The 23725-nt window shown below is 66.1% G+C and carries 22 protein-coding genes; 13 read left to right on the top strand and 9 right to left on the bottom strand.

Annotated elements, in window-relative coordinates; genetic code table 11:
* Positions 1-156: 156 nt before the first annotated feature.
* The 4 genes from AS181_RS17885 to AS181_RS17870 all read right to left on the bottom strand — a co-directional run bounded on the left by AS181_RS17885 (position 157) and on the right by AS181_RS17870 (position 4171).
* Positions 157-1311, bottom strand: a complete 1155-nt coding sequence (locus AS181_RS17885; protein WP_058252892.1) for a DUF475 domain-containing protein — start codon at positions 1309-1311, stop codon at positions 157-159.
* Between the two features lie 145 nt (positions 1312-1456).
* Positions 1457-2032 carry a TerD family protein gene (locus AS181_RS17880; RefSeq protein ID WP_058252891.1) on the bottom strand — a complete coding sequence of 192 codons (576 nt, stop codon included), beginning with the start codon at positions 2030-2032 and terminating at the stop codon, positions 1457-1459.
* Between the two features lie 293 nt (positions 2033-2325).
* A complete protein-coding gene (locus AS181_RS17875) occupies positions 2326-3417 on the bottom strand; it encodes an inositol-3-phosphate synthase (protein ID WP_058252890.1) in 1092 nt (363 codons plus the stop codon).
* Positions 3410-4171: a PadR family transcriptional regulator gene (locus AS181_RS17870; protein ID WP_058252889.1), complete on the bottom strand. Its 762-nt coding sequence runs from the start codon at positions 4169-4171 to the stop codon at positions 3410-3412. Before AS181_RS17870 ends, AS181_RS17875 begins: the two co-directional genes overlap by 8 nt.
* Positions 4172-4444: 273 nt before the next feature.
* Here AS181_RS17870 and AS181_RS17865 point away from each other — a divergent pair, with 273 nt between their 5' ends.
* The 5 genes from AS181_RS17865 to AS181_RS17845 all read left to right on the top strand — a co-directional run bounded on the left by AS181_RS17865 (position 4445) and on the right by AS181_RS17845 (position 10351).
* Complete coding sequence (locus tag AS181_RS17865) at positions 4445-4837, top strand: DUF5318 family protein (RefSeq protein WP_058252888.1); 393 nt, start codon at positions 4445-4447, stop codon at positions 4835-4837.
* Positions 4838-4964: 127 nt separating this feature from the next.
* Positions 4965-7313: a transglycosylase domain-containing protein gene (locus tag AS181_RS17860; RefSeq protein ID WP_058252887.1), complete on the top strand. Its 2349-nt coding sequence runs from the start codon at positions 4965-4967 to the stop codon at positions 7311-7313.
* Positions 7279-8916: a glycosyltransferase family 87 protein gene (locus tag AS181_RS17855; RefSeq protein ID WP_058252962.1), complete on the top strand. Its 1638-nt coding sequence runs from the start codon at positions 7279-7281 to the stop codon at positions 8914-8916. The genes AS181_RS17860 and AS181_RS17855 overlap by 35 nt, the downstream gene beginning before the upstream one ends.
* Before the next feature lie 52 nt (positions 8917-8968).
* Positions 8969-9907, top strand: a complete 939-nt coding sequence (locus tag AS181_RS17850) for an 8-oxoguanine DNA glycosylase OGG fold protein (protein WP_058252886.1) — start codon at positions 8969-8971, stop codon at positions 9905-9907.
* Between the two features lie 36 nt (positions 9908-9943).
* Positions 9944-10351 (top strand): hypothetical protein, encoded by a 408-nt coding sequence (locus AS181_RS17845; protein ID WP_058252885.1) that lies wholly within the window; start codon positions 9944-9946, stop codon positions 10349-10351.
* A gap of 3 nt (positions 10352-10354) precedes the next feature.
* Here the strand turns inward: AS181_RS17845 and AS181_RS17840 are convergent, their stop codons facing one another.
* Complete coding sequence (locus tag AS181_RS17840) at positions 10355-10927, bottom strand: GNAT family N-acetyltransferase (protein ID WP_058252884.1); 573 nt, start codon at positions 10925-10927, stop codon at positions 10355-10357.
* Positions 10924-12408, bottom strand: a complete 1485-nt coding sequence (locus AS181_RS17835; RefSeq protein ID WP_058252883.1) for a hypothetical protein — start codon at positions 12406-12408, stop codon at positions 10924-10926. The genes AS181_RS17840 and AS181_RS17835 overlap by 4 nt, the downstream gene beginning before the upstream one ends.
* A gap of 167 nt (positions 12409-12575) precedes the next feature.
* On the opposite strand from AS181_RS17835, the gene rpsF reads away from it, so the two are divergent.
* From rpsF to rplI, 4 genes are all read left to right on the top strand, one after another.
* Positions 12576-12857: a 30S ribosomal protein S6 gene (gene rpsF, locus AS181_RS17830; protein ID WP_058252882.1), complete on the top strand. Its 282-nt coding sequence runs from the start codon at positions 12576-12578 to the stop codon at positions 12855-12857.
* Between the two features lie 114 nt (positions 12858-12971).
* Positions 12972-13493 carry a single-stranded DNA-binding protein gene (locus tag AS181_RS17825; RefSeq protein ID WP_058252881.1) on the top strand — a complete coding sequence of 174 codons (522 nt, stop codon included), beginning with the start codon at positions 12972-12974 and terminating at the stop codon, positions 13491-13493.
* 86 nt (positions 13494-13579) lie between these two features.
* A complete protein-coding gene (gene rpsR, locus AS181_RS17820) occupies positions 13580-13837 on the top strand; it encodes a 30S ribosomal protein S18 (RefSeq protein WP_004020662.1) in 258 nt (85 codons plus the stop codon).
* Between the two features lie 19 nt (positions 13838-13856).
* Complete coding sequence (rplI, locus tag AS181_RS17815) at positions 13857-14312, top strand: 50S ribosomal protein L9 (RefSeq protein ID WP_058252880.1); 456 nt, start codon at positions 13857-13859, stop codon at positions 14310-14312.
* Positions 14313-14395: 83 nt separating this feature from the next.
* Here the strand turns inward: rplI and AS181_RS17810 are convergent, their stop codons facing one another.
* Complete coding sequence (locus tag AS181_RS17810) at positions 14396-15058, bottom strand: hypothetical protein (protein WP_058252879.1); 663 nt, start codon at positions 15056-15058, stop codon at positions 14396-14398.
* Between the two features lie 569 nt (positions 15059-15627).
* On the opposite strand from AS181_RS17810, the gene dnaB reads away from it, so the two are divergent.
* Entirely contained in the window at positions 15628-17856 is a 2229-nt protein-coding gene (dnaB, locus tag AS181_RS17805) for a replicative DNA helicase (protein WP_058252878.1), read from the top strand.
* A gap of 188 nt (positions 17857-18044) precedes the next feature.
* Here the strand turns inward: dnaB and AS181_RS17800 are convergent, their stop codons facing one another.
* Together AS181_RS17800 and AS181_RS17795 are read right to left on the bottom strand one after the other, a co-directional pair.
* On the bottom strand, positions 18045-19505 hold the full coding sequence (locus tag AS181_RS17800; RefSeq protein WP_058252877.1) for a hypothetical protein: 1461 nt from the start codon (positions 19503-19505) through the stop codon (positions 18045-18047).
* Positions 19498-20490: a hypothetical protein gene (locus AS181_RS17795; RefSeq protein ID WP_058252876.1), complete on the bottom strand. Its 993-nt coding sequence runs from the start codon at positions 20488-20490 to the stop codon at positions 19498-19500. The genes AS181_RS17800 and AS181_RS17795 overlap by 8 nt, the downstream gene beginning before the upstream one ends.
* 336 nt (positions 20491-20826) lie before the next feature.
* Between AS181_RS17795 and AS181_RS17790 the strand changes: the two genes are divergently transcribed.
* The 3 genes from AS181_RS17790 to AS181_RS17780 form a co-directional block, all read left to right on the top strand.
* Positions 20827-21999, top strand: coding sequence for a helicase-associated domain-containing protein (locus AS181_RS17790; protein WP_223259026.1), 1173 nt, complete (start codon positions 20827-20829; stop codon positions 21997-21999).
* A 104-nt stretch (positions 22000-22103) separates the two neighbouring features.
* Complete coding sequence (locus AS181_RS17785; RefSeq protein ID WP_058252875.1) at positions 22104-23384, top strand: MFS transporter; 1281 nt, start codon at positions 22104-22106, stop codon at positions 23382-23384.
* A 47-nt stretch (positions 23385-23431) separates the two neighbouring features.
* A partial coding sequence (locus AS181_RS17780; RefSeq protein ID WP_139114216.1) for a helix-turn-helix domain-containing protein occupies positions 23432-23725 on the top strand: 294 nt, incomplete at its 3' end.

Genomic DNA, 23725 nt, shown 5'->3' with positions numbered 1-23725 from the left:
CCTGGCGACTCAAGTCACCAAACCCTTCGAGGCTCGCTTCGCTCGCACCTCAGGGGACAGGGGGAGGCGTTTCGCTCGTACCTAAAGGAGGGAGGCGTTTCGCTCGCACGTCCCAGGAGCGCGCTTCGCTCGCACCTCAGCTCAGCGAGCGAAGGGTCAGATGTTGACCTTCTCCTCTTCGCCCTTCGCCGCGAGGCGGTTGCGTCGGACGATGCTGGAGATCAGTGCGGCGATGATCAGCGCGACGCCGATCAGGCCGGTGATGATCTCGGGGACGTGGGTGCCGATGGAGTACAGCAGGATGAACGCCAGCGCGCCGATCGCCCAGTGCGCTCCGTGCTCGAGGTACACATACTCCGACAGCGTGCCCTTGCGCACCAGGTAGACGGTGAGCGAACGGACGAACATCGCGCCGATGAGGCCGAGGCCGAGGGCGATGATGATCGGATCCGCCGTGATGGCGAACGCGCCGATGACGCCGTCGAAGGAGAACGACGCATCGAGCACCTCGAGGTAGAGGAACAGGAAGAAGCCGGCCTTGCCTGTCGCCTTGGCCAGGTCTGACGGGCCCGACTTCCCGCTGTTCTTCTCGACTGCCGCATTCTCCGCGGCGTCAGTTCCGGGCTCGGCCGCTTCGTCATCTTCCGCGGTCTCGACGTTGAAGTACTCGCCGAGGCCGTTGACCAGGATGTAGGTGATCATGCCGAGTGAGCCGGCGATCATGACCGTCGACCGCTCGTCGGGCGCGGCGATGTAGGTCGCAGTGAGGACGAGAAGCGTCATGGCGATGACGACCTCGAGCATCTCCAACTTGCCGATCTTCTCGAGCGGCCGCTCGATCCAGGTCAGCCAGGTGAGCTCCTTCTGCTCGAAGACGAAGCCGAGGAAGAGCATCAGCAGGAACATGCCGCCGAACGCCGCGATCTGCGGGTGGGCGTCGGTGATGATCGTCTCGTAGCTGGGATCGCCGTTGGGGAAGTACGCCGCATCGTTGGGCGGTGGGTTCAGTGCGAGGTCGAGCGCCTCAACCGGGTTGAGACCCGACGCGAGCCACACGATGACCAGCGGGAACACCAGTCGCATACCGAAGACGGCAATCAGGATGCCGATGGTGAGGAAGATCTTCTGCCAGAACTCGCTCATCCGGCGGAGGATCGTGGCATTGATGACCGCGTTGTCGAAGGAGAGCGAGATCTCGAAGACGCCGAGGATGGCGGTCAGGATCAGCGCTTCGACGCCGCCATAGAGGAAAGCGATGATCAGCGACACGATCGTCACGACGACCGAGAGGCCGAAAATTCTTACTACCACTGGCTTGTGGCCTTTCTAGGGTGCGTGGAAACCAGCCGACCGCATTGTCGGAGAGGAGTGGTGACGCGCGGATGCCGCACCCGTTCGACAACGGGTGCGGCATCCACAAGCACGTTCAGGCGGACAGCCGGAGTCTACGAGAGACTCAGACGTTCACACCGAAGTCGCGGGCGATGCCCGCGAGACCCGAGGCGTAGCCCTGGCCGACCGCGCGGAACTTCCACTCCGACCCATGACGGTACAGCTCACCGAAAACCATCGCGGTCTCGGTGGAGGCATCCTCGCTGAGGTCGTAGCGGGCGATCTCGGCGCCGCCGGCCTGGTTGACGACGCGGATGAACGCGTTGCGGACCTGGCCGAACGACTGCGACCGTGCGTCCGCGTCGTAGATCGAGACGGGGAAGACGATGGAGTCGACGTTCGGCGGAACGCCCGCGAGGTCGACCTTGATGACCTCGTCGTCGCCCTCGCCCTCACCGGTCAGGTTGTCGCCGGTGTGCTCGATCGAGCCGTCGGGCGAACGCAGGTTGTTGAAGAAGATGAAGTGCTGGTCGGAGAGGACTTTCTTGTCCGCGCCGAGCGCGATGGCGCTGGCGTCGAGGTCGAAGTCGGTACCGGTGGTGCTTCGGATGTCCCAGCCGAGGCCGACGGAGACCGCAGTCAGGCCCGGAGCCTCCTTGCTCAGCGAAACGTTTCCGCCCTTGCTCAGGCTCACGCCCATGGTTTGCGCCTTTCTGTTGGTACAGGGTCTCGTGATGTCCGATGTGCCCGATACGGGCCACTCGGAGCAATCGACAACACTCTATGTGAAGGGTTTGGCGCGGTCACTGATTTGGATGGATGACCTGCGCGTTCGCCTCGCTGTGAGGCTCGCGGTGGCAGCAGTTCACCCCGATGCTCCATGTGTTCACGACGAAGACCGCCCACCGGCGGCATGGCCGTCGACTCGAAGTCGTCGGCCGCCTCCGATGGGCGGTCTTCGTCGGATCTGTCGTAACAGGGACTCGCCGAGGCTCAGGCCTCGATGATGAACTCCTCGAGCTGCTGACGTGCGACGTCGTCGGCGAGCTGCTTCGGCGGGGACTTCATCAGGTAGGCCGAGGCCGGGATGACCGGTCCGCCGATGCCGCGGTCCTTGGCGATCTTGGCGGCGCGCACGGCGTCGATGATGATGCCGGCCGAGTTGGGGGAGTCCCAGACCTCGAGCTTGTACTCCAGGTTCAGCGGCACGTCGCCGAAGGCGCGACCCTCCAGGCGGACGTAGGCCCACTTGCGGTCGTCGAGCCACTCGACGTGGTCCGACGGGCCGATGTGGACGTTCTTGTCGGCGATCTTGCCGGCCAGCGGGCCGTTCAGGTTGGAGGTGACGGCCTGGGTCTTGGAGACCTTCTTCGACTCCAGACGCTCACGCTCGAGCATGTTCTTGAAGTCCATGTTGCCGCCGACGTTGAGCTGGTAGGTGCGGTCGAGGGTGACCCCGCGATCCTCGAACAGCTTCGCCATCACACGGTGGGTGATGGTGGCGCCGACCTGGCTCTTGATGTCGTCGCCGACGATCGGGACACCGGCGTCGGCGAACTTCTGGGCCCATTCGGGGTCCGAGGCGATGAACACCGGCAGGGCGTTGACGAACGCGACGCCTGCGTCGATGCAGCACTGGGCGTAGAACTTGTCGGCCTGCTCGGACCCGACCGGGAGGTAGCTGACGAGGACGTCGACCTCGTTGTCCTTGAGGGCCTGGACGATGTCGACACCGGAGCCGTCGGCCTCGGTGATGGTCTCGAGGTAGTACTTGCCGAGGCCGTCGAGAGTGTGGCCGCGCTGGACGGTGACGCCGGTCGGCGGCACGTCGGCGATCTTGATGGTGTTGTTCTCGCTCGCGAAGATCGCGTCGGACAGGTCGAAGCCGACCTTCTTGGCGTCGACGTCGAACGCGGCGACGAACTCGACGTCGCGCACGTGGTAGGGGCCGAACTTCACGTGCATGAGGCCGGGAACGGTCGAGTTCTCGTCGGCGTCCTTGTAGTACTGCACGCCCTGCACCAGGGATGAAGCGCAGTTTCCTACGCCCACAATGGCAACGCGCACCTTATTGGGCTCACCCATGGTCGGGTTCTCCTTCTTCTCGCGGCATCGCAGTCGTTCGCTGCGCAACCGGTGTTTTCCGTTGCTCGGGTTCGTCGAGCTGTTCGTCCCGGCTCGGCGTCGAGTCCGGGTCTTGATGTTCGTCATCGGCTCGTCCGGTGGAGGCCGCGGGCCGCCCCGGATCGAACGGTGACCGTTCGCCGTCGGCGAGGTCGCCGTCGAACTGTCCGTCGAACGGGTCTGGCGACCCGTCCTGCTGGGAGCTCTCGGCCGCGATCAGCTCGTTGAGCCAGCGGACCTCGCGTTCGCTCGATTCGAGGCTGAGCTGGTGCAGCTGACGGGTGTACCGGTCGACGGCCCGGTTGGACCGCCCGACGATCTCCCGCAACCCTTCTCGACGCTCCTCGACCTGCCGCCGGCGTCCCTCGAGGATGCGCATGCGCGCGACCGCCGGGGTGCGGCTGAAGAACGCCAGATGCACACCGAAACCGTCGTCGGTGTAGTTCTGGGGTCCGGTGTCGGCGACCAGCTCCGCGAACCGTTCCCGGCCCGCGTCGGTGAGCTGGTAGACGCGCCGGCCACGCCGCACCTTCACGCCCAGGGGCGTCTCCGGTTCGTCGATGAGGCCGTCGGCCTGCATGCGACGCAGCGTCGGGTAGAGCGATCCGTACGAGAACGCACGGAAGGCGCCGAGCAGGCCGGTGAGCCGCTTGCGCAGCTCATAGCCGTGCATGGGGGATTCGAGAAGCAGTCCGAGAATGGCCAACTCGAGCACTTCGCCACCCCCTTCGCGGTCCTGCCGATGACTGTCACTACTTCCTCGGATCGATGTGCCGGCACGCTCTGACGAGCCGACACCTCGTTCCGATGTGTTTGCCAATGTATCGCACCGATATAACCGTGTCCACGAGCGGTCGGTCAGCGGGAGGACGGACACGCGACGACGCCACCACGCGGCGATCGACCATCCCGGGTGTGGGTCCATCGGACCCGCGTGCCGGACCCCGTCGGCCCGACGCCCCGGCAGAGACCACGTACCCTGAGAACCGTGCAACGCCAGATCGTCGACTACGCCCTGCAGCGGCGCGTTCGGCTGTCCTCGGTCCACGCGGGCCGGACCGCCGTTGCCGAGGTCTGCGATGCGAGCCCGTATCTCCTGCGCGCCGCGAAATTTCATGGTCGACCCAGCACCACGATGTGCCCGATCTGCCGAAAAGAACAGGTCACGCTGGTGTCCTGGGTGTTCGGCGACCGCCTCGGTCAGGTGAGCGGGTCGGCGCGCAGCAACGAGGAGATCGCCCGGCTCGCGACGACCGCCGAGGAGTTCTCGGTGCACGTGGTCGAGGTGTGCCGGACCTGCAGTTGGAACCATCTGGTCCAGTCGTACGTTGCCGGGCTGCCGCCGCAGACCACGCGTCGCTCCCGACGCGTGGCCAAGTAGCGCGCCGGCCTGCGGTTTTTTGCCCGGGGCGGTGGCCTGCTGTCACAGTGGAGCGGCACGAGGCCAGAGAAGTTGACCGTGCTCGCCGGATGACGAATGTCCGTGCGACCCGGTAGGAAGGTGGACGATGAGCGAGGCACGTGGTTCTTCGCCCACGCCGCGACGCACCGGAGTCCGACCCGGTCCGGGCGGCGGCGGTCAGAACAGAAATCAGACAGCGACACGACACCGACGGTTCGCGTGGGCGCTGGGGATCGTGGGCGCCATCGTCCCGGCGATCGTGCTGGTGCTCATCATCGCGTTCGCGGCCACCTACTTCACTGCCGAGATCCCCGAACCGGAGGTGAGCCAGAAGGCCACCATCGTCGACACGTCCGGGCGGACCCTCGCAGACGTCACCTCGCCCGACGGCAACCGCACGGTCGTCCCGTTCGACGAGATCCCCGAGACGATGAAGCAGGCGATCGTCGCCGCCGAGGACCGGGAGTTCTGGACAAACAACGGCTTCTCGCCCCGCGGCCTGTCCCGCGCCGCCATCGGTCAGATCACCGGCAACCAGACCGCCGGCGGTGGCTCGACCATCACGCAGCAGTACGTCAAGAACGCGATCGTCGGTGACGAGGTCAGCTACTCCCGGAAGTTCAAAGAGCTCGCGATCGCCGCGAAGATGAACGACCGGCACGGCTGGTCGAAGGAAAAGATCCTCGAGGCTTACCTCAACACGATCTACTTCGGCCGGGGCGCCTACGGCGTCGCGGTGGCAGCGCAGAAGTTCTTCAACAAGTCGATCACCGACAAGCGTCGCGCCGAGCGCAACCCGCTCACCTTCGAAGAGGCCGCGCTGCTGTCGGCGGTCATCCGCGCACCGTCCTACTACGACCCGGATACCAACCGTGAGGTCACCGAAGCGCGCTGGCGTTACGTCCTCGACGGCATGGTCGCGACCGGTGCGATCACCCGCGCGCAGGCCGACAACGCGATCTTCCCCAAGACCGTCAAGGCGCGTGTCAGCGACTCCGACGAGACCCCCGGGCCCAACGGTCTCATCAAGCGACAGGTCCTCGCCGAGCTCAACCGCATCGGCATCACCGACAAGCAACTGCGGACCGGCGGTCTCAAGATCAGCACCACGATCGACCCGCAGGTCCAGAACGGCGTCGTCCAGGCGGCCTGCCGCAAGAACCGGATCTACAAGTGCCCCGAAGGTGAGCTGAACGGCGAACCGGATGATCTGCTCGCGTCGGTGGTATCCATCGATCCGCAGACCGGCGGGGTGCGCGGTTACTACGGCGGCGACAACCCGGGCGGCTGGGACCTCGCCCAGGCGGGCCTGCAGACCGGGTCGTCGTTCAAGGTGTTCGCGCTCGTCGCGGCGCTCGAACAGGACATCCCGTTGTCGAAGACCTACAGCTCCGCGCCGTTCCAGGCCAGCGGCGGACTCACCGTCGAGAACTCCGACGGTGAGAGCTGCGGTACCTGCAACCTCGCGACGGCGATGAAGATGTCCCTCAACACGGTGTACTACCGCCTGATGATGGACCTCGACGGCGGTGCCCGGGCGGTCGCCGACGCCGCGCACCGCGCGGGTGTGGCCGAGTCCTTCGGCAACATCGAGCACACCCTGCAGGAGGCCAACGGCGAGCCCGAGGGCGGTGTGGTCCTGGGCCAGTATCAGTCCCGGGTCATCGACATGGCCTCGGCCTACGCCACGCTCGCGGCCTCGGGTGTCTACCACGAGCCGCACTTCGTCCAGAAGGTCGTCGACGCCAAGGGGCAGGTCCTCTACGAGCGCAAGACCGAGGGCAAGCGCGTCTTCCCCGCGAAGGTCGCCGACAACGTCAGCGCGGCGCTCGAACCGGTGGCGGCGTACTCCAACGGCAACTCGCTCTACGACTCCTCGCTCGGTTCGCGGCCGTCGGCGGCCAAGACCGGCACCGTCCAGCTCGGCGACACCGGGCAGAACAAGGACGCGTGGATGGTCGGGTACACCCCGCAGCTGTCGACCGCGGTCTGGGTCGGCACCAGCGACGGCACCGCCCTGACGAACTACAACGGCGCGTCGATCTACGGCAGCGGCCTGCCGTCGTCGATCTGGAAGTCGGCGATGGATGCCGCGCTCGAGGGCAAGGAGATCAAGCAGTTCCCCGAGCCGGAATCGGTCGGCGGCGTGGCGGGCGTGCCGTATGAGGCACCGGCCACCACGTACGCGCCGTCGCAGCCCCGGCGTGGGCCTTCCATACCGAACTTCGACATCCCCGACCAGGGCGGTGACGGCAACCTCACCCTCGCACCAGGCGTGACGATCCCGATCCCGGGCGCTCCGCGCAACGGCGGCGGTGGTGGCGCCGGCGGCGGGAACAGCCCCGGTGGTGGCGACGGTGGTGGCGACGCCGGCGGTGGCGACGGTGGCGACCTCGGCGGCATACCCGGCGGTGGAGACGGTGGGGGAGGAGTCCCTGAACCGCCCATCGGCTGACCCGGACCCGGCCGACTCCGCGGCGAGCGGCTCTGAACCCGTCTGGGACAGCCCTGCACCACTGGCGAGCGATCAGCGTGTCGACGATGCACGCATCTTGCCGACGCGCACGGACGGTCTGGTGCGAGAGGCGAGTTCGCTCGTCGGCGGGCCGGTCGGGGCGCACGCCGTCATCGGGCGCGGCCGGCATCTGACTCCGCTGCGGGTGCTCTTCGCGCTCGCGTTGTGCGGACTCGCGCTCGGCTGGTTCGGCAAGGCCGGGTGCCTGCAACAGGCGCCGGCCGACTCCGGGGCCGCCGGCGCGAGCGCCGAGATGCGGCTCGACTGGGACGATCAGCGTCAGTTCACCAACCTCTGCTACTCCGACGTGATCAGCCTGTTCGGGGCGGAACGCCTCAACCGGGGAGCGCTGCCCTACCGCGACTTCTGGTTCCAGGAGGGCTCCGAAGGCGAGACCATCAAGCGGTACATGGAGTATCCGGTCGTCACAGGGATGTTCATGTACGGCGCGGCGCAGCTGACGCAGGGCTGGGTCTGGGCCGAGGCCAACTGGGGTGTCCCCGGCGCGCTCGACGTCGTGCTGTTCTTCACCATCGCCGCCCTGGCGTTGGCGGCGTTCTGGCTCGTGACCGTCTGGGCGACGGCCCTCACCGCGCGAACCCGCATGTGGACGGTATGGCTGGTGGCGCTGTCCCCCCTCGTCGTCGTCCACGCGTTCACCAACTTCGACGCCATCGCCACCGCGGCCGTCGCGGTGGCCCTGCTGGCCTGGTCGCGGGAGAAGTTCTGGGTGGCCGGCCTGTTCATCGGGCTCGGCGCGGCCGCGAAGCTGTATCCCGCACTCCTGTTGGTGGTGCTGGGTGCGCTCTGTCTGCGCAGCGGGAGAGTCCGCGAGTTCGGGATCACGGCTGCGACGGCGATCGGCGCCTGGCTGGCGGTCAACCTGCCGATCCTGATCCCGTACCCGACGGGGTGGTGGGAGTTCTTCCGATTCAACGGCGATCGGTCGGCGGACCCCGACACCATCTACCGGATCGTGGCCGACTCGGCTGGTTTCACATGGAACATCGGTTATCTGAACGCGTTGTCGGTGGGTCTGACGGTCGCCGTGATCGCGGCGGTGGCCGCGATCGGAATCCTCGCGCCGCACCGACCCCGCGTGGCCCAACTGACCTTTCTCGCGGTGGCGGGCTTCCTGCTGGTGAACAAGGTGTGGAGTCCCCAGTACTCGCTGTGGCTGGTTCCGCTTGCGGTGCTTGCCATTCCACATACTCGACTGCTGCTGGCCTGGATGACGCTCGACGCCCTGATCTGGGTGCCGCGGATGAGTCTGTTCCTCGAGGCCGAACGTCGCTGGCTTCCCGACCAGTGGTTCACCGCAGCCGTCGTGCTCCGCGGACTGATGGTGCTGGTCCTCTGTGCCGTCGTCCTCTGGCAGATCTGGCATCCGCGCGACGACCTCGTCCGCCGCGGGAACGACGGCCGATGGTACGACGACCCGGCCGGTGGTGTCCTCGACGGTGCTCCCGACCGGATCGGCCGCCGGGCGAGGACGCTCGGCACGGCGGATGGTCCTCGGGAACCGGCCCCGGTGGGCGGATGACGGTCACCGAACGCGACGGAACCGAACCGGGCCCCGCTGCGTCCAAACGACCATGAAGCACACCACACTCGCTCTCCCCGACGATCTCACCGACTGGCTCTCGGCGGGCGACCGGGCCGCCGAACTGCACTCCGACACCGTCGCCGTCGACCGGCAGTGGTGGACGGACGCGCTCGCCGAACACGGGCTCCCGGATTCGTTGCTCGGCAACAAGATCAGCAGAGCAGACCTGTTCGCGCTGGGGTCTCGGGCCACCGACTCGCCCGACGACGCGATTGCGTTGCTGTGGAACGTCGTCGCGTTCTGTCTCGGCCGCCGCACCTCCGACGGCAAGAAGCGGATCGCCGCGGTGTCCGCCGACCGGAAGTACCTCGGCGGGCTGCTGAGAGACGCGGCCGAGACGGGCCGCGAGGAGCCCGGCGCGGCGTATGCGATGCTTCGGCCCGACAAGGGCGGCAACATGATCGAGCGCCTGGGTCCGGCCGGTTTCACCTGGTTTCTCTACTTCGCGGGCGCCGGGGAGCCGAAACATCCGAGTCCGGTCCTCGAGAGCAAAGTGGCCAGGTCGCTGCGCCGTGCCGGCTGGCGGGACCTTCGCGAGTCGACGTGGACCGCGGCCGACTACGTCGCCTACTCGAAGGTCGTCGACGGGTGGCGTGCGGATGCGGGCATCGACCGCAACGACGTCATCGTGCGGGGCCTCTTCGCCATCTCGCCGCCGAGCGGCTGGGATCATCCGTGGCAGGCATGGGAACGACAGACGTGGGAACGCGAGAACTGGGTGAGGGGACCGTTGACGACGGACGACCTGCGCGCCGTACACCGCTGGCTGTCCACGCTCGCCGCGCTCACCTCCAGATCGGCTGCCGCACACGAGGAGTTCGAGCGGCTGGGGCACAAGATCAACACCGCACTAGGAGGCGAGGTCGGTGAGATCAGGGCGTCGCTCGAGGGCGATCGCTACCGGCACTCCTACCACGGGGAGTACTGACGGTTGGGTGACCGCTCCGGTGGGTAATGACGGATCATGTCGGATACCGCACCACACATCTCGGACGACACCGCGGAAGCGGTCGGCAAGGTGGGGGAGGCGCTCGAGTACATCGAGCGCGCCCGCGGCCACCTCTATTCGTTCCACCAACTCATCGGACGCGGCGATCTGCTGCTCGGCGAAGCAGTGGACGAATTACGAAAGGCCGGACACGGGGAGTTTGCCGACGAGTTGTCCACCGAGTTGGTGGGTCGCAACGTTCTCGAGGGGCGCTGGACATTCCAGGTCGTCGAGGAATTCGACGACACCTACTGGGGCCCGTTGCGCGAGTACGTCAACCGGGTTCGAGCCGACCTGACCGACGGCCAGCGACACGTGCACGAGGCGCGGATGAAAGAAGACCGGCGCACCCAGGGCCATCCCGAGCACACCGCGAATCCCTAGGTCTCAGACAGAGATTCGTTGTAACAGGCGATCTCTCGCCGATGGCCACTCGTCGTCGGTCATCGCGTACAAGGCGGTCGTGCGCCAGCCGTCGCCGAATCGGCGGTGCTTGCGCAGCAGACCCTCGAAGTTGGCACCCAGTTTGGTGATCGCGGCGCGGGACTGAGTGTTGTTCTCGTGGGTGTGCCAGGTGAGGCGGACGGCGCCGCGCTCCTCGAACGCATGGCGCATCAGCAGGAACTTGGCGGTGGGGTTCACCGCGGTTCCCTGGACGCGTTCGCTGTAGAAGGTGTACCCGATGCACGCGGCCCGGTTGGCCTCGTCGATGTCGTAGAAACTCGTCGACCCGACGACACTGCCGTCGGTGTTGTCGACCACGGCGAACGCCACCCGGGAACGGAGCGCCGAGTCGACGAACCGACGGGCACTGTCCTCGTCCGTCGGCACTCCGGGGACCCACCGGAATCGGGCCGGGTCGTCGACCACGCGCGCCAACGGTCCGATGTCCTCGATGCTGATCGGTCGCAACGTGACTCGTCCGTGCACCAGGGGGCCGGTCGCCAACCAGGAACTCATGACGAGCCTTTCGCCATCGCGTCTCGCGGCGGGTGCCGGGGTGCGTCAGCGGACCCCTGATCGGTGGCATCGTGCACGTGTGCGGCCACCCTGGAGGCCAACGGTTCCCGGAGCGGGGTCCGCGGGAGGGTCACGATCAGGTAGGCCAGCAGGGCGGCGTGCACCCACACCGAACCGGCGACGCCGGTGACGATCCACCACGGCAGCGGCTCGCCGGCATCGCGGATCGGGAACAGCCGGAAAATCGTCAGGTCGAGGGCGAGGTCGGTGAGCAGATACGTCAGGATCACCGACCACCGCACCTTCATCAGAACGAAGAACGGCAGGATCCAGAGCGTGTACTGCGGGGAGTGGACCTTGTGGAACAGCATGAAACCCGCGAGCATCGCGCCGCTCACGCCGATCCAGGGGAAGGTGCCGACGCGGTCGAAGCGGCGCCACCCGAGGTACATCGCGACCGCGAACGTCGTGAGGATCAGCAGCGGCGACAGCACACTGACCAGCGAGTGGTAGGTGTCACCGGTCCCGGTGAGATAGCGCAGCCCCCAGTACCAGATGGAATTGGTGTCGACGTCGGCTCGTCGTCGACTCTGGAACGACAGCGCCGCCTTCCACCCGTCGAATCCGAGCACCATGAACGGCAACTGGATCGCGACCACGGTCACGACGGCAGCGCCCGCTACCCAACCGGCGCCCGTCCAGTCGAGACCGCCGCGGGCGTCTCGTCGTCGTTCGACCATGCGCGCTCCGCCGGCTCCGCGGGTGAGAACGTATGCCGCCAAAGGTAATACGAAGATCCCCGGGTAGAGCTTGAGGCAGAATCCGATCGCGAGCAGAACCGCCGCGATCACCGCGCTCGTACGAAGCGGCAGTCGTCGTCGACGGGTTACGGGGTGGACCGACGCGCCCCACGCCATCACGGCGACGGCCCCGACGGCGGTGGCGACGACCGGGAGCTCCCAGTTGTGGAAGGAGTACAGCACCAGAGGAGGCGTTGCGGCCCAGAGCAACGCCCACCAGCGCACCATCGATGCGAGCAGCACGGTGATCGCGAAACCGAACGGCGCCAACAGGAGCGCCGATTGGGTGAAGAACTCGGTGTCGGTGTCGGCGCCGACCGCACCGACGAACATGAGCACGCCGGAGAGCACCGGATATTCGACGACGCCACCGAACAGAGTCCCGTCCGATGTGATCCCACCGTGGATGTAGGGAAAGACGTGCGTGTTGATGTCGCGACCGAGCCAGAGATACATCAGGTCCGAGTAGCAGGGGACCACCGCGTCCGGATCGCCGGTCGGCCAGTTGTCGCTACGTCCGAGTGCATCGAACGGGGCGCCGCCGCACCGCAGCTTCGCCTGGAAACTCCAGAACATCGTCGCGGCTGTCGCCAACACCGAGACGAGGACGATCACGGCCGTCTCACCACGGCCGGAGAGCCGCGCCGACCACCGGCCCGGGGTTGTCCGCCGCTCCGACATGGGCAACAGCGTAGGTGGTCCCATGATGTGTCGCCGAGGCGGCCCGCGACCACGGATTTCTCTGCGAACGGGCAGGTCATGTATCTTGGACCGGTTGCCGACGCAGGCGACCCTCCTGCCACGGACAGTCCGTGGCCGACCTAGCCCATAGGAGGTGATGTGGTCTTATGCGTCACTACGAATTGATGGTCATCCTCGATCCGAATCTGGACGAGCGCACCGTCGCACCCTCACTCGATACTTTCCTCAACGTTGTCCGTAAGGACGGCGGTTCGGTGGACGGCGTCGACATCTGGGGCAAGCGCCGACTCGCCTACGAGATCCTCAAGCACAACGAGGGCATCTACGCCGTCATCGATCTCAATGCCGAGCCCGCCACGGTCTCCGAGCTCGATCGTCAGCTGAAGCTGAACGAGTCGGTTCTGCGCACCAAGGTCCTGCGGAAGTAATCCACAGGGTTTCTTGATCGTCTGAAGACGTCGGTACCGGGTTCTAGGGTTGAGCCCAGAATCCGGTGCATGTCGATCAGCGAGTGCCCACCAACGACCCGAGGGGAAACACACATGGCAGGCGACACGGTCATCACCGTCATCGGCAATCTGACCGCCGACCCGGAGTTGCGGTTCACGCCGTCCGGCGCAGCGGTTGCCAACTTCACGGTGGCTTCCACCCCGCGCACCTTCGACCGCCAGACCAACGAGTGGAAGGACGGCGAAGCGCTGTTCCTCCGCTGCAACATCTGGCGCGACGCCGCGGAGAACGTGACCGAAAGCCTGACCAAGGGCTCCCGGGTGATCGTGCAGGGACGGCTCAAGCAGCGGTCCTACGAAACCAAAGAGGGTGAACGACGCACGGTCGTGGAACTCGAGGTCGACGAGATCGGCCCCTCGCTGCGCTACGCCACCGCCAAGGTCAATCGGGCCTCGCGCGGCGGTGGCGGTGGCGGCGGTGGATTCGGATCGGGCGGCGGCGGTGGCCGCGGCGGCGGTTCGAACCAGCAGGTTGCCGACGATCCCTGGGGCAGCGCGCCTGCCAGCAACAGCGGGGGATCGTTCGGCGGCGGGGACGACGAACCACCTTTCTGATATCGGTCGGGGCTCGATGATCCGCCCCGAACAGCCCGGGAACGGCAGCGACCGTCCCCGACAGCATTGACTGGAGCAACACACACATGGCAAAGGCAAAGCCGAGCCGGAAGCCTCGCGTCGAGAAGGTCACCAAGACCAAGGCGTGCAGCTTCTGCAAGGACAAGAAGGCCGTCATCGACTACAAGGACACCGCGCTGCTGCGTCGTTTCCTGTCCGACCGGGGCAAGATCCGGTCGCGTCGCGTGACCGGTAACTGCGTGCAGCATCAGCGCGACGTCGCTGTGGCAGTGAAGAACTCGCGTGAGGTGGCCCTGCTGCCCTTCACCTCGACCAGCCGATAAGCGGAAAGGATCAGTTGACATGAAGCTCATCCTCACCGCCGCCGTGGAGAACCTCGGCGAAGCCGGCGACATCGTCGTGGTCAAGGACGGCTACGGCCGCAACTACCTGCTGCCCCGCGGCCTGGCCATCAAGGCCACCCGCGGCGCCGAGAAGCAGGTCGAAGGCATCCGTCGGGCACAGGAGGCCCGCGAGGTCCGCGGTCTCGAGCACGCCAACGAGCTGAAGCAGGCCCTCGAGGGCCTCGCCGACGTCTCGCTGGACGTCAAGACCCACGACTCGGGCAAGCTCTTCGGTTCGGTCACCGCGGCAGACGTCGCCGGTGCCATCAAGACCGCGGGCGGTCCGACCCTCGACAAGCGCAGCGTCGAGCTGCCCAAGGGGCACATCAAGGCCACCGGTAGCTACCCGGTCGTCGTCAACCTGCACCCGCAGGTCTCGGCGACCGTCCAGCTCGCCGTCGTCGCCGCGAGCTGACCTCAGCGTTCTACACACACAAGGCCGGGTGGAGATCCTCCACCCGGCCTTGTCGTGTCTGTTGAGCGCCTCCGCGTGAGCCCCTATTTCGGTGCAGGCGGACTGGCCGGCAGCTGGTTCCAGTACTGCAGTCGCGGCGGAAGGTACTGCGGTGCCGGGTTGGCGCTGTGGTCGACCGCGTTGTTGCCCGGACCGAGGGTGTCCCAGGACGGGAAGAAGAACTTGTGCCAGGCGGGCGTGAAGATGAGAGCGCGGTCGCCGGTGCGGCAGGCGACGGTGTCGCGACGGGGCACGGTGCACGTGACGCCTTCGATGGTGACCCGTTTGCCGACACCGAGGACCGGTGGCCGGAAGCCGCTCTCCGGGCCGAACCGGTAGGTCTGATCGGCACGCGCCCACCACGGGCCCTGCTGATCATCGGAGATCACCGCGCCGGTCGCGTTCGGCGGGGCGGTCGCGGGACGGCCCGCGCAGCCGACGTAACGGTAGCCGGGACCGATCTCGCACACCCACCTACCGGTGGTGAAGAAAGACCGTCCGTTGTCGACATAGGCCAGCGATCGGAAGGTCGTCGGGGCGACCGGCTGATAACGCGACAGATCGAACTCGAGGGCCATCGAAGGGCCTGGCGCGGCGGACGTCGGCGGGGCCACCGCCAGCCCGGCGGCAGCGGTCACGGCCGCCAGCACGGTGACCGCACGACGGACGACGACGGACCTCAACCCCAACCTCGACACGATCCACATTGCATCACACCCGCAGGGGCGTCGTTCGGCGATCGCCGCAGAATCGTGCGAACCGGCGTCGCCCGCCCGTCTGGCCAGGTGTAACGCAGACCACACCGGATGTTCACCCGAATATTCGCCACGGGGAGTTGAACAGGTGTCCGCAACACGCCCGCAAGACGACGCGCCGAAGAAGTCCAAAGGATTTCCAATTACTTGATTGTGGAAATTAGTGAGGGCGCTGACCTGCGAAAACTGTGTTGTTCACACCCTGATTCCTCAGGTTGTCCACAAAGCCTGCACAACTCGTCCCCCCGCAACTCACACACCGTCCACAAGTGTTCCCCAGATCCGTCAACAGGTCGGTTTGAGTAGCGGTCGCAGACGTCCTAGTGTCACGCCTCAGCGTCTCCGTCCGTCTCGGCGCACACGACACTTCGCTGTCGGTGCCACCCGATAGGAAGAGACTGACCAGAACACGACGTCGACACCGGGGACTCGCGACGTGGCCTACCGGGGCCGACACCAGACTCAGGGTCGTACTCATTCGATGTCGGGTGGGATCGAACGTTGCGAGAGGTTTGACACGCGTGGCTGTTGTGGATGACCGCGGGCGCGGCCCCGCCGCCGGAGGGCGAGGCCGGGAAGACGAGATCCCTGCCGAGGACTTCGGTAGGCAGCCCCCGCAGGACCTCGCCGCCGAGCAATCGGTGCTCGGTGGCATGTTGCTGTCCAAGGACGCGGTCGCCGACGTCGTCGAGAAGATCCGCACCGGCGACTTCTACCGTCCGGCCCATCAGGCGGTCTTCGAGGCGATCCTCACCCTGTACTCGAAAGGCGAGCCCGCCGACGCGGTGACGGTCGCCGCGGAACTCGAGCGGGCGGGCGAGCTCAAGCGCATCGGTGGTGCGCCGTACCTGCACACGCTGATCTCCACGGTGCCCACCGCGGCGAACGCCGGCTACTACGCCGAGATCGTCGCCGAGAAGGCGTTGCTGCGTCGACTCGTGGAGGCCGGCACACGCATCGTCCAGTACGGCTACGCCGGCGCCGACGGGCAGGACGTCGCCGAGGTGGTCGACCGCGCCCAGGCCGAGGTGTACGAGGTCACCGAGAAGCGCACCGCCGAGGACTACGTCCCGCTCGAGGATCTCCTGCAGCCGACGATGGACGAGATCGACTCCATCGCGTCGCGAGGTGGCATCTCGCTCGGTGTCCCGACCGGCTTCGCCGATTTCGACAAGCTCACCAACGGGCTCCACCCAGGTCAGATGATCATCGTCGCCGCACGTCCTGGCGTCGGCAAGGCGCTCGCGCTCGACACCCCGCTGCCGACGCCCACCGGCTGGACCACGATGGGCAAGGTCGGGGTCGGCGATCTCCTGCTCGATGCCCACGGCCGGCCCACCCGGGTCGTCGCCGCCACCGAGGTGATGACCGAACGGCCCTGCTACGAAATCGAATTCAACGACGGCGCGACGATCGTCGCCGACGAGCAACACCAGTGGGCGGCCGAGATCGACGGCGAGCGGCGGGTCGTCACGACCGCCGGCCTGCGGGCGCACGTCGGCTGCGCGGTCGTGCGCAACACCGCGCCGCTCGAGTTGCCGCGCAAGCGGTTCGCGTACGGCCCGTACACGGTGGCGGCGCTGGCCGGGATGGCCTTCGACGATCCCGAGATCAGCATGCGCATCGACGCGGAGGGCCCGGTCGACGTCATGACGCTGATGGCGGACCTCGGTGGCCGGATTCCGTACGAGTATCTCCGTGGTTCGATCGCGCAGCGTCGTGCCCTGCTCGCGGGGTTGCTGGATGCCCGTGCCTCGGTGGACGACGACGGCTGGATCACCGTGCCCGCCGCGACGCGGCACATGACGGCGGTCGTCGCCGACCTCGTGGCCGGGCTCGGTTTCAACTACAAGCGGTCGGCCACGGGGTGGTTGCGCGTCGACGCCGACGAAGACGTGTTCACCGTGCACCACAAGGCGATTCGGCACAAGGAGCTGCGTCGCCGGGCCGGTGTCCGACGCGTCGTCGCCGTTCGCCCCGTCGATCCGGTCCCGGTGCGCTGCGTGCAGGTCGACAACGCCGACCACCTGTATCTCGCGGGTGAAGCGATGGTCCCGACGCACAATTCGACCCTGGCGATGGACTTCCTGCGATCTGCGGCCATCGGACACGGCCTGACCGCCGCCATGTTCTCGCTGGAGATGAGCAAGACCGAGATCGTCATGCGCCTACTGTCGGCGGAGGCGAAGATCAAGCTCGCCGACATGCGTGCCGGCACGATGAGCGACGACGACTGGACACGGCTCGCACGTCGAATGGGCGAGATCTCGGAGGCGCCGTTCTTCATCGACGACTCACCCAACCTCACGATGATGGAGATCCGCGCCAAAGCGCGCCGTCTCAAGCAGCGGCACGACCTGAAAGTCGTTGCGGTGGACTACATGCAGCTGATGACGTCGGGTAAGAAGGTCGAGTCCCGCCAGCAAGAGGTCTCGGAGTTCTCCCGCCAGCTGAAGCTGCTGGCCAAGGAACTCGAGGTCCCGGTGATCGCGATCAGTCAGCTCAACCGTGGTCCCGAGCAACGTACCGACAAGAAGCCCCAGGTGTCGGACCTCCGTGAGTCCGGCTCGCTGGAGCAGGACGCCGACATGGTCATCCTGCTGCACCGCCCCGACTCCATCGAGCGCGACGACCCGCGCGCCGGCGAGGCCGACATCATCGTCGGCAAGCACCGTAACGGGCCGACCGCCACCATTACCGTTGCGCACCAGCTGCACCTGAGCCGGTTCGTGGACATGGCGCGGGGGTAAGGGAATCGCTCCTGGTGAGCCGCGAGTGGAAACCTCGCGCAGAACGCCCGGCCCAACTCAAGCCACCGCAACTCGCGGTCTTCGTCCCCTCCGGGGATCTAGATGTTCTCTTCGATCAATTCGAAGAGAAAGGCCATCGCCCAGGAGGTCGTCCTCGGACCGCAGGAACGCGGGTGACAGGACTGGAACTAGTCGAGAAAATAGGCGATGACTTTCTCGTTGGTATTCAGCACCTCTTCGGACGACACCCCGAGCTCGAGCGCAAGGGTGACGGAGCCGAGTAGGGCGACCTCCACGTCGGGGGAGAAGGCCCGCTCGAGCACCTCGAGGAAGTCGGACATGCTTGCATCGAGCTGGTCGATGAGTTCCTGATAGTCGGCGGCCAGGTGCTTGTCGAGCATCCGTTGCTCTTCGGCGTACTGCGCGATCAGCGACGCCTCCCGCTGGGAGAGCGACGACGAGACGGCTTTGTACATGATCATGCCTACGGTGTTGCCGATCACGGCGCCGAGGACCGGCACTGGGATAAGAGCCTGTCCGACAAAGGAAGACAGCGCACTGACTGCGGTTTCGAGACAAACGAGTTCCGCGTTCTCGATGAACTCCAGCTCGTCGATCTCGCCACGTCGAAACTTGTTCGCTTGCTCCGCGACACCGAACGAAGCCGTGACGATTGAGCTGGCGACGGCCGCCGATGTCGCGGTGAAGTTCGTGAGTCCGTAGACACTGAGCCCTCGGACACCACCTTTGACAACGCCGAAGCCTGTCTCGGCAGAGATTTCCGCCCAGTCCTCGCCAGTGAAGTGTCTGAGCTGCTTACCGGTACGGCGCTTCTCGACCACGGCCAACACCAAAGCTGTACCGCCTTCGATTGCGGCGGCGGTGAGCGGGACCTTCGTACCCTCGCGCAGCGTCGGCCGACTCTCCTGGTAGGCATCGGCCCGCCGGGACTTGTCGGTGGCGCGCAGCGAGTCCTTCTCCGCCTCCATCGTCGAGCCGTAGGCGCCCCTCTGAACCTCGGAGTAGTCCAGGTGCGAGGGCTCGATGGACTCGATTCCGACAGAGCCTTCCTCGAAGAAGGCGTGGACTCGCTTCCAGTCCTTGAACGACGGCCCGTCGGCGCCGAGCGTGAGGAGCTTGCCTGCTTCCTCGCGCGGCATGGCGTGCAGTTTCTTGATCAGCTCGAAGTGGTCGCGAGGAATCTGATACTTGCCGCCGTTCTCGACGAAGTCGGGATACTTCTGAAGGTGGTCGGCGATCGCACCGAGGCCCAAGCGGCCACCGGCAGCGACGAACTTCTGCTGGATCTCGACGCCACTGCGAACCAGGTCCACCGGGCCGTTGTCGTTGACCCACTGGTAGACAGCGTCCCCACCGCGGATCTGGCTCCGAGCATTGCCGACGCCCACCTCGGCAACTTCGGCGATGAAGCCATGAATGCCCTTGACACCACCGCGGTTGGCGGCGATCACTTCGAGATCGATCTTCCGGATCGCTTCGTCGACGGTGGTCAGAGCGTCCTTCAAGTTCGTGTTCTGCTGGCTCAGAGAATTCAGCAGGTTGTCCAGCCGGAGCTGGTTCAGGTGGTTCACCCAGGCGGCGACGGCTTGTTCCTGGTTGCTCTTGCTGAGCCTTGTTGCGTCACTCACCGTCCGGGCCTTGCTCGACGCGTTTGCTCAACAGTGCCGCGCACGCCTTGGTGTTGTTCACCAACGCGACAAGCTGGGACTGGTACAGCACAGGCAGCCCGCGGAAGTCAGCGCCGTAGCATCGCAGTGCTTCGCCATAACTCGTCGCGAGCAACTCGCGGAGGGAAGTGGTGCGCTGGAGGATGTCGCAAACTTGGGCGTCCATGCCTTCGACGAGCGCGGTGTTGTGTTTGACCGCAGTCAAGGCCTCCTGCTTTGCCTCGCGGTTCTCGAATCTGTTCTTGGCGAAAAGCGCGATTGACGCAAGGAGCGTGGCTCCTGCCACCGTCCAGCCGATGGGCCCGGCAAGTGCGAGGAGTGCACTGCCCGCAGCGGTTCCGCCGCCGCCGGCCGCAACAGTTCCGCCGCCGAGCCATGCAAGAGCTGCGTTGCTCGCGGCGGCCCCCGAAAGTGTGGAGATCGCAGTGCCGGTCGAGGCCGTGCCAAAGGTGGTCGCCACCCACATCGCAGCTGTCGGAGCCATGCTGGCTACGGCAGCACCAGTCATGAAGCCGGTGCCGGCGCCGGCCGCTGACCTTCGCGCGGCCTCGAGGTCCTTGCGAGCGAACTCTTCCGCCGCCAAGAACTCCGCTTTGTGGAAGTCGATCTCGTCGAAGTCGGTCGCGAACGATTTCGGTGTGTTGACGATGCTGTTCACGAGTAGCTCTACAAACTCGATCAGGTCCGTCGAGCGTTCTCGCTGGCGCAGGAGAGAAACACCCGTATCGTTCATCGCGGTGAACGCGCCGTTGTACGCGGCGATGGCTTCCTCGTACGGGTCGAGCTTCTTCGCGGTCAGGTTCTCGAAGGAATTCGCCGCGGCGTCCCTGAAGTCGCCGGTCTGCGCGACGATTCGCTTGGAGCGACCCCGCGCAAAATTGCCGAAGTCGTCGACAGCCCTCCCAAACCCTTGCCTACCTTCGTCGATCCTCGGCGGTTCAACCATCGGTACTTCCCCCTCCGCACACGTTCACCCTCACCACAGAAGAGTATCGGCCGCCACTGACAAGGTGGTCCTACTCGAACGCAGGTCGACACCGGCCGATCCCCGACCGGTGGGACGCCCTCGGCTATCGGTGACAGGCCACACCGGCAGAATGATGAGAGTCCTTCGACCTGACCCGGAGAGGTGTGAAAAGTGGCGGACGTGGGCACTGATGTCGGCACTGAAGTTCGATTGACCGAACAGGAAGCGCTTGCCAATGTGCGCGCGGTCTTGGAGTTGTGCGCGTCGGGGCAACTCAAATGCAGCGCGAAGACAGCGCGCCCATCGGCGGCAACGGTGAGGACAGTCGCCGGCCACCTTGTCAACGGAGACTTCTATGGCGACGAGGCGATCGCCGCTTTCGCCTGGCCATTACTTGTCCAGTCCGCCGGGCTGGCCAAACTAGACGGCACTCGCCTCACGTTGACACCGAAAGGTCGTGCAGCGCTGCGTAATTCTCCGGAGGAGGTCATCCTCGGCGTGTGGCGCAGATGGCTCACGCACGGGGCGATCGATGAGTTCAGCCGAATCGAGGCGGTCAAGGGGCAGCGCGGCACCAATGTGCTCAGTGCGGCGAAGCGGCGCCGTACGACCGTCGCTGATGGACTGGCCACCTGCCCTCCGGGCGAGTGGATCGAGATCGACGACCTCTTCGCGACCATGCGGCGCAAGCGACTCAGCCCGACCATAGCCAGAAGTGAACGGGCACTGTGGCGGCTCCACATTCTCGATCCCGAGTACGGGAGCTTCGGATACGACGGGCACCACGGTTGGTCACTGCTCGAAGGCCGGTACACGATGGCGGTGACTTTCGAGTACGCCGGCACACTGGGCCTGTTCGATCTCGACTACCGAGATCCCGTCGGCGCCCGCACGGACTACCACCGCAATTGGGGAAGCGACGACCTCGACTCCCTCAGCCGATACGACGGTCTGCGACGAATCCGGCTGACACCGCTCGGCGCCTATGCGTTGGGCCTCACCGACACCTTCACGCCGACTGAGGATCTCGACGAGATCTCACCGTTGACGGTGTTGCCGAACCTCGACATCGTGGTTGCCCGCGGCATCACCCACACCGAGAGACTCACCCTCGCCGCCTTCGCCACCCAAACCGCCGACCACACCTGGAACGTGTCGCCGACCACCCTGACCGCAGCCCTCGGGGCAGGGCGCGACCTCACCGAGTTCACCGACTACCTACACCGTCGCGCTGAACACGAACTGCCTTCGACGCTCACCACTCTGATAGAAGATGTCCGCCGGCGGGGAGCGCAACTCATCGACCGCGGACCTCTTCGCGTGATCGAGTGCGTCGATCCGGCCACCGCGATGCTCATCGCCCATGACCGCAGGCTCCGCCCGCTGTGCCATCTGCTCGGAGACCGATTCTTGGGTGTCCAACCCGAGCATGAGTCGAAGTTCCGGACCGCTCTGCTCAAGCTCGGGTTCGGCCTACCCGCGGAGTGATGGCGGCAGTTCCGAGGGCGCCCGCGATCTGTTCGCGCCGTGCCCGACAATAGTTAGGTGATCGAAAGAGTTTCCCGGGTTCGGCCCGACGGCGAGGTCCACAGGTGACCTCGCCGGTCGGTTCGCGACAGGCGATGACCATCTGGGTCGTCGGGGTCGCGGTCTACTTCGTTGCGGTGCTGCAGCGCTCCTCATTGGCCGTTGCCGGCCTGCTGGCTGCCGAGCGTTTCGAGATCAGCGCTTCGCAACTGTCGACCTTCGTCGTGCTCCAGCTGCTGGTGTACGCGCTGATGCAGGTGCCGGTCGGGCTCGTCGTCGACCGGTTCGGTCCGCGTCGGGTACTTCTCAGCGGAACGCTGATCCTCACGCTTGCCCAGATCAGCTTCGCGTTCGCGGACAACTACACGTGGGCGCTGTCGTCGCGGTTCTTCGTCGGGGTCGGCGACGCCATGACCTTCGTGTGTGTCCTGCGACTGGTGACGAGCTGGTTCCCGGCGCGGCGGATCCCGCTGATCACGCAGCTCACCGGCGTGCTCGGCCAACTCGGCGCGGTCACGGCCGCCATACCGATGACCTGGGCACTGTCCACCTTCGGATGGAGTCGCGCGTACCTGGCCACCGCTGGGATCGGCGCCGTTCTGCTCGTGGTCGCACTGGTCGTCGTGCGCGATTCCGCGGCGGTCCGGTCGGTGTCGGGACCGATGCTGGGGTTGGCCGGAATCCGGCGAAACCTTCGCGCGTCGTGGGATCACCCCGGCACCCGACTGGGTTTCTGGATGCACTTCTCGACCCACTTCAGCGCCACCGTCCTGGGCCTGTTGTGGGGCTACCCCTTCTTCGTCGAGGGCGAGGGGATGAGCGCCGGTGCGGCGGGTCTGCTCCTGACGATCATGGTGTTCGCCATCATGGCGTTCGGCCCGATCTTCGCGTGGCTGATCACCCGGTGGCCGTGGCACAGGTCGACGCTGGTGTTGGCGGTGCTCGCCGGAATCGCGGCCACCTGGACGGTGGTACTGGCGTGGCCCGGCGGCGCGCCGTTCGCGCTCCTCGTGCTCTTGGTGGTGGTCTGTGGAATGGGCGGTCCGGCGTCGATGATCGGTTTCGATGTCGGCCGCACCTCCAATCCGGCATCGCGGGCGGGCACGGCCACCGGGATCATCAACCAGGCGGGGTTCATTGCCAGCTTGATCCTCGCAGGGCTCATCGGTCTCATCCTCGACTGGCGAACCCCGGACGGGGTCCAGGGATATCCGCCGGAGGCGTTCACCTGGGCGATGTCGGCGCAGTTCATGCTCTGGGGGCTGGGCGCGGTCCAGATCTACCGCTATCGCCGCAAGGGGCGTGCGCGTCTGTTAGGCGAGGAGCCGGAACGGTGGTCGCGCTAGTGGTGTGTCTCGCAATTGTCTAGCTCGTTGTTCGGTAGGCTGGGTTGATGAGTGCACCGGCAGCGTGTTTGCGGTTGACGAAAGCCGAGCGGGAGACGTTGGAAACGTTGGCGCGGGCGCAGACCGCGCCGCACCGTGAGGTGTTGCGGGCCAGGGTTTTGCTGATGGCCGCCGACGGCGAAGCGAATCGGGTGATCGCCGAGGAACTTGGGGTGACCGCGGTGACAGTGCGGGCGTGGCGCACACGTTTCGCCGAGGACGGGTTGACGAAGTTCGGGCAGGTACGAGCTGGTCGGGGCCGTAAGTCTTCGATCAGTGAGGAGAAGGTCGCCGAGATCGTG

The organism is Gordonia sp. SGD-V-85 (assembly GCF_001456905.1).
In the GTDB taxonomy this organism is placed as follows: domain Bacteria; phylum Actinomycetota; class Actinomycetes; order Mycobacteriales; family Mycobacteriaceae; genus Gordonia; species Gordonia hongkongensis.
The sequence above is the reverse complement of the archived record's forward strand: the minus strand, read 5'-3'. Positions and strand labels throughout refer to the sequence as shown.